Below are 5,945 nucleotides of genomic sequence, written 5' to 3'. Positions count from 1 at the left end.
TCCCTGCCCCGCCCGTACCGGCATCCCGTCTCGCCCGACTATCGCGCCGAGCGGTTGCCGTTTGGTTTCCGAATTGCCAATGGCGATGCGGAACCCTATGTCTGGACCCGCAGACAGGCAACAATGACCCCTTTGATGGCGCGCGCTTTCCTCTTTGTCCTCGACTCGTTCGGCATCGGCGGCGCCGCCGATGCCGAACGCTATGGCGATGCCGGCGCCGACACGTTCGGTCACATCGCGCTCGCCTGCGTTGAGGGGCGCGCGGATCGCGAGGGCCTGCGCAAGGGACCGCTCGCCGTGCCCAACATGGTCTCGCTTGGGCTGGCGGGCGCGGCGGAAACCGCGACGGGGTTCCGCTTCGGCAATGGCGGCACGGCGCCGATCGCGGCGGCTTTCCATGGCGCGGCGCAAGAAGTGTCGAGCGGCAAGGACACACCGTCCGGCCACTGGGAGATAGCCGGCCTGCCGGTGCGTTTCGACTGGGGCTATTTCCCGCAGACGGTGCCCGCCTTTCCGGCCGAACTGACCGAGGCGATGATCAGCGAGGGAAAGGTGCCCGGCATTCTGGGCGATTGCCACGCGGGAGGAATCGAGATCATCGAGCGGTTCGGCGAGGAGCATATCCGGACCGGCAAGCCGATCTGCTACACCTCGGTCGACTCCGTGCTGCAGATCGCCGCCCACGAAACGCATTTCGGCCTCGAACGGCTCTACGAATTCTGCAAGACGGTGCGCAGGCTGGCCGATCCGCTGAACATCGGCCGGGTAATCGCGCGGCCTTTTGTCGGGGAAACCGTCGCCACCTTCGAGCGGACATATAACCGCCGCGACTATGCCGTGCCGCCACCCGAACCGACGCTGCTCGACCGGCTGACGGAGCGCGGCAGCAAGGTCATCGCGGTCGGCAAGATCGGTGACATCTTCGCGCATCGCGGCATCTCGGAGGTGCGCAAGGCAGCTGGCAACATGGCGATGTTCGACAAGGCGCTCGGCGCGATGGACGATGCCGGCGACGGCGACCTGGTGTTTGCCAATTTCGTCGATTTCGACACCGAGTTCGGCCACCGGCGCGATGTCGCCGGCTATGCCGCGGCGCTGGAGGCGTTCGATCGGCGCCTGCCCGAAGCGCTGGCGAAACTGCGGCAAGGCGACCTGCTCATCCTCACCGCCGACCATGGCAACGATCCGACCTGGCGCGGCACCGACCATACGCGCGAACGCATCCCGGTGATCGGCACCGGACCGGGGCTGGCAGGCGGCGACATCGGCCTCAGGCCAACCTTCGCCGATATCGGCGAGACCGTCGCCGAGCATCTCGGGCTGGCGCCCGGCCGTCACGGCACCTCCTTTCTTGGAGCAATCGGCGGTCATGCCCGAACTGCCTGAGGTCGAAACCGTCCGGCGCGGGCTGCAGCCGGTCCTGGAAGGCGCTCGCCTGGTCAGGGTCGAGGCGCGCCGGCCCGATCTCAGGTTTCCATTTCCCGCGCGTTTCTCCGAACGGCTGACCGGCAAGACCATCACCGCGCTCGGCCGTCGCGCCAAATACCTGACCATACAGTTGGATGGCGGCCCGGTGCTGATCTGCCATCTCGGCATGTCGGGCTCGTTCCGCATCGAAGCCGCCGATGGCAACGAGACGCCAGGCACCTTTCATCACGAGCGGTCGAAGAGCTCCACGCACGACCATGTCGTTTTCGATGTCGAGACGGCCGCGGGCGCCCGCTCGCGCGTGATCTTCAATGATCCGCGCCGTTTCGGCTTCATGCTGTTTGCCGAAGGCGTGCCCGATACCCATCCGATGCTGACCGGCCTGGGCGTCGAGCCGACAGGCAATGCGCTGGACGGCGCCCTGCTCGCCTCGCTGCTCAAGGGCCGCAGATCGCCGTTGAAGGCAGCGCTTCTCGACCAGCGGCTGATCGCCGGGCTCGGCAATATCTATGTGTCCGAAGCGCTGTGGCGCGCCGGCCTGTCGCCGCTGCGCGAAGCAGGCACCATCGCCAAGGCCGGCAAGCAGGCCAGGGAGCAGGCCGAACGGCTGGCCGAGGCGATCCGGTCGGTCATCGCCGATGCGATCGCCGCCGGCGGATCGTCGCTGCGCGACTATGTGCAGACCGACGGGTCGCTCGGCTATTTCCAGCATTCCTTCGCCGTCTACGACCGCGAAGGCGAGCCATGCCCGAAGCCTGGCTGCGGCGGCCACATCGAGCGCATCGTGCAGAGCGGCCGCTCGACCTTCTATTGCCGGACCTGTCAGCGGTGAGCTAGACCGATCTCCTCAATCGGAACGAGGAGGCGATGCCATGACCTATGAAACCATCATCGTGGAGACGCGCGGCAAAGTCGGGCTGATCACGCTGAACCGGCCGAAGGCGCTCAATGCGCTGAACACCGAGGTCATGAGAGAAGCGGTCGAGGCGGTGAACGGGTTCGGCGCCGACCCCGGCATCGGCGCGATCGTCATCACCGGTTCCGAGAAGGCCTTCGCCGCGGGCGCCGACATCAAGCAGATGCAGTCGATCGCCTTCGTCGATGCCTACACGCAGGACTTCTTCGTCGGCTGGGAGGAGCTTACGCGCGTGCGAAAGCCGATCATCGCGGCGGTCGCGGGTTACGCCCTTGGCGGCGGCTGCGAACTGGCAATGATGTGCGATTTCATCATCGCCGCGGACACCGCCAGGTTCGGCCAGCCCGAGATCACGCTCGGCGTGATGCCCGGCATGGGCGGATCGCAGCGGCTGACCCGGTTCGTCGGCAAGTCGAAGGCCATGGATATGTGCCTGACGGGGCGGATGATGGATGCGGCGGAGGCAGAGCGCTGCGGGCTGGTCTCGCGAGTCATGCCCGCCGGCGATCTCGTCGAGGAGGCGCTGAAGGCCGCGGCAAAGATAGCGGAATTCTCGCTGCCCTCTGTGATGATGACGAAAGAGGCCGTCAACCGGGCCTATGAGACGACGCTTGCGGAGGGTTTGCGGTTCGAGCGGCGGCTGTTCCATTCGCTGTTTGCGCTGGACGACCAGAAGGAAGGCATGGCGGCCTTCGCCGAGAAGCGGAAGCCCAATTTCACCAATCGATAAGATGGCCGGGCGCCAGCCTCAAAAAGAAGGCAAAGCGGCGTTGACGCGCCGGAAAAGCTGAACTATAAGCCGCACCAACCGAGGCGGCCTGTGGCTGCCCGTTTGTTTTTTGCGCCCTGCGATACTGCTGGCGCCCACCAGATCAGAAGAGAGGCATCATGGCCAATACCTCCTCGGCCAAAAAGGCAACGCGCAAGATCGCCCGCCGCGCCGCGATCAACAAGAACCGCCGCTCGCGCGTCCGCACCTATGTGCGCCAGGTCGAAGAGGCGCTGGCCTCGGGTGACAAGGCCGCAGCACTCGCCGCCTTCAAGGCCGCCGAGCCGGAATTGATGCGCGCCGCGACCAAGGGCGTGATCCACAAGAACACGGCATCGCGCAAGGTTTCGCGGCTGGCGCACCGGGTCAAGGTACTGACCGCCTGATACGCCTACCCTAGACTAGCGTTCTTCGAACCCGGCGGATGACGCCGGGTTTTTTCGTTTGCCGGCAAGTACTTAAAAAGAACGCCCGGAGATCGCATCCGGGCTGGATTTCAAAATCCAGATTGTTTTGCCGGCATATACATGCGCACTGATATTCCGTTATGTCGAAAGCGGGTGTGCACCCAGATTCAGCTGTCAGAAATTATCCATACATTTCAGTCACTTGCAGACGGTGATCCACAGCTTGTTCACATCGAGTTCGAGCTGCGGGGGACAAGTAGCTGTCAAGCGAATTATTTCAGAAAATTTCCTGCCGGGTGGCCTTTTTCATATTCGCCGGAAAAGGGTTTGAATCACAATGGCTTTGTCAAAATATGCCGTTGCGGCACCTGTTGCAGACCCGCCTCCGCTAACCAGATTCGTTAAAAATCCGTTAGTCGTGGCCTTGCCCTATCCACAGCGATTTCGGTAATGTCCATCCATCGAAGGGACGGGCTCTTGGCCCCCAAACCCAGCCTGAATTGGCCACCACAAAATGGCAGAATTCATGACGTGGAGCAATTCCGCGAACGGGTTTGATTTGTCTTTTCGATGCGGGTAGGGGACTGGCGTAATTTTTACATGGCAGGTCGATGGCGCGCCGGCGTTTTCGCCGGGCGGTAGAGCTTTGCCTTGTTCAGAAAAACGACCCGGCTTGCAAGGGCCGGGACCGGTCCCTTGTGTAGAACGAGGCGGCATTCACCACCAGCGGCGGTGGCAGTGTCGCAGCGAAGATACGGTCGCCGGAAACATGGATGCAGGAGGCGCATCCCCGGCGGAAAACAGGTACAAACAGGCAAGGAACGCGGTCATGCAGAGCGGCATCGAAAGGGAGCTAACGAGCGAACTCCCATTTCAAGCAACTTTTGTCGGAGGGGGCGACATGGTGGCATCCAGCGACGCGGAACAGAAGTTCGAGCGGGTCAAGACCCAGCTGAAGGCGCGCTTGGGAGCCGAGGTCTATTCTAGCTGGTTCGGCCGGATGAAGGTCGCCGAGGCGTCCCGGGGCATTGTCCGCATCTCGGTGCCCACGGCCTTCCTGCGGTCGTGGATCAACGGCCACTATCTCGATCTGATCGCCGAACTGTGGAAGCACGAGGATCCCGAGGTCCTGAAGATCGAGATCGTGGTGCGCACCGCCACGCGCCAGACGCGCAATGGCGTCGAGCCGGAAGTGGCGCCGGCACGCAAGATGACCAGGCAGACGCAAACGGCGCTCGCGGCAGGCACCGCCGGATCAGGCAGGGTGGAGCGGGCACCGGCGCCGCGCCAGGGCGCGCCCGCCGAAACGGAGTTCCGGCACAATGTGCTGGGGTCGCCGCTCGATCCGCGCTACACGTTCAATTCCTTCATCGAAGGCCCGTCGAACCGGGTGGCTTTCGCCGCGGCAAAGGCGGTGGCGGAATCGCAGTCGAGTGCGGTGCGCTTCAACCCGCTGTTCCTTCATGCCACGGTCGGTCTCGGCAAGACGCATCTTCTGCAGGCGATCGCGGCGGAATCGCTGATGCACAACCCGAAATCGCGCGTCGTCTATCTGACGGCCGAGTATTTCATGTGGCGCTTCGCTACCGCGATCCGCGACAACAACGCGCTGACGCTCAAGGAGCAGCTACGCGACATCGACCTGCTGATCATCGACGATATGCAGTTCCTGCAGGGCAAGTCGATCCAGCATGAATTCTGCCATCTCATCAACATGCTGCTCGACAGCGCCAAGCAGGTGGTGGTCGCCGCCGACCGGCCGCCGTCGGAGCTGGAATCGCTGGAGCCGCGCGTCCGCTCGCGCCTCAATGGCGGCGTGGCGCTGGAAATGTCGGCGCCGGACTTCGCCATGCGGCTCGGCATGCTGAAGCTGCGTCTTGCGACGGCCAAGGTCGACGACACCTCGCTCGATATTTCGGAGGAGATCCTCAACCATGTCGCGCGCACGGTGACGGGCAGCGGGCGCGAGCTGGAGGGCGCCTTCAACCAGCTCCTGTTCAGGCAGTCCTTCGAGCCGCAGATCAGCATCGACCGCATCGATGAGATCCTCGGCCACATCTATCGCTCGGGCGAGCCGAAGCGGGTGCGCATCGAGGACATCCAGCGCATCGTGGCGCGTCACTACAATGTGTCGAAGACCGAGCTTCTGTCCAACCGGCGCACGCGCACCATCGTCAAACCGCGGCAGGTCGCCATGTACCTGTCGAAGGTGATGACGCCGCGTTCGCTGCCGGAGATCGGACGGCGGTTCGGCGGCCGCGATCATACGACGGTGCTGCACGCGGTGCGCAAGATCGAGGACCTTTCGGGCGCGGACAACACGCTGGCGCAGGAACTGGAACTCTTGCGAAGGCTGATCAACGACCAGGCTTGAGCGCCCGGGAAAAGCCGGATCGGGGACTTCGCCGGCTTTATCCCCAGAAAG

5 protein-coding genes are annotated in these 5,945 nt (G+C 63.8%); all 5 read left to right on the top strand.

Going from position 1 to position 5,945, the window contains the following annotated elements:
- Positions 1 to 135 precede the first annotated feature (135 nt).
- The 5 genes from EN780_RS25770 (at position 136) to dnaA (ending at position 5,894) form a co-directional block, all read left to right on the top strand.
- The gene (locus tag EN780_RS25770) at positions 136 to 1,386 is read left to right on the top strand and encodes a phosphopentomutase (RefSeq protein ID WP_128275697.1); all 1,251 of its coding nucleotides are present in this window, start codon (positions 136 to 138) and stop codon (positions 1,384 to 1,386) included.
- Positions 1,370 to 2,260: a bifunctional DNA-formamidopyrimidine glycosylase/DNA-(apurinic or apyrimidinic site) lyase gene (mutM, locus tag EN780_RS25765; protein ID WP_128275696.1), complete on the top strand. Its 891-nt coding sequence runs from the start codon at positions 1,370 to 1,372 to the stop codon at positions 2,258 to 2,260. The genes EN780_RS25770 and mutM overlap by 17 nt, the downstream gene beginning before the upstream one ends.
- A 40-nt stretch (positions 2,261 to 2,300) precedes the next feature.
- The gene (locus tag EN780_RS25760; protein WP_128275695.1) at positions 2,301 to 3,074 is read left to right on the top strand and encodes an enoyl-CoA hydratase; all 774 of its coding nucleotides are present in this window, start codon (positions 2,301 to 2,303) and stop codon (positions 3,072 to 3,074) included.
- A 158-nt stretch (positions 3,075 to 3,232) separates the two neighbouring features.
- A complete protein-coding gene (gene rpsT, locus EN780_RS25755) occupies positions 3,233 to 3,499 on the top strand; it encodes a 30S ribosomal protein S20 (protein WP_127285914.1) in 267 nt (88 codons plus the stop codon).
- 922 nt (positions 3,500 to 4,421) lie between these two features.
- Positions 4,422 to 5,894 carry a chromosomal replication initiator protein DnaA gene (gene dnaA, locus EN780_RS25750; protein WP_245493350.1) on the top strand — a complete coding sequence of 491 codons (1,473 nt, stop codon included), beginning with the start codon at positions 4,422 to 4,424 and terminating at the stop codon, positions 5,892 to 5,894.
- Positions 5,895 to 5,945: the final 51 nt, after the last annotated feature.

The organism is Mesorhizobium sp. M4B.F.Ca.ET.089.01.1.1, assembly GCF_004022605.1.
GTDB classification, from domain to species: Bacteria; Pseudomonadota; Alphaproteobacteria; order Rhizobiales; family Rhizobiaceae; genus Mesorhizobium; species Mesorhizobium abyssinicae.
The sequence above is the reverse complement of the archived record's forward strand: the minus strand, read 5'-3'. Positions and strand labels throughout refer to the sequence as shown.

Bases quoted from the DNA above. Each gene is read 5' to 3' on its own strand.
- EN780_RS25770 (WP_128275697.1), top strand. From the start codon at position 136: ATGGCGCGCGCTTTCCTCTTTGTCCTCGACTCGTTCGGCATCGGCGGC.
- mutM (WP_128275696.1), top strand. From the start codon at position 1,370: ATGCCCGAACTGCCTGAGGTCGAAACCGTCCGGCGCGGGCTGCAGCCG.
- EN780_RS25760 (WP_128275695.1), top strand. From the start codon at position 2,301: ATGACCTATGAAACCATCATCGTGGAGACGCGCGGCAAAGTCGGGCTG.
- rpsT (WP_127285914.1), top strand. From the start codon at position 3,233: ATGGCCAATACCTCCTCGGCCAAAAAGGCAACGCGCAAGATCGCCCGC.
- dnaA (WP_245493350.1), top strand. From the start codon at position 4,422: ATGGTGGCATCCAGCGACGCGGAACAGAAGTTCGAGCGGGTCAAGACC.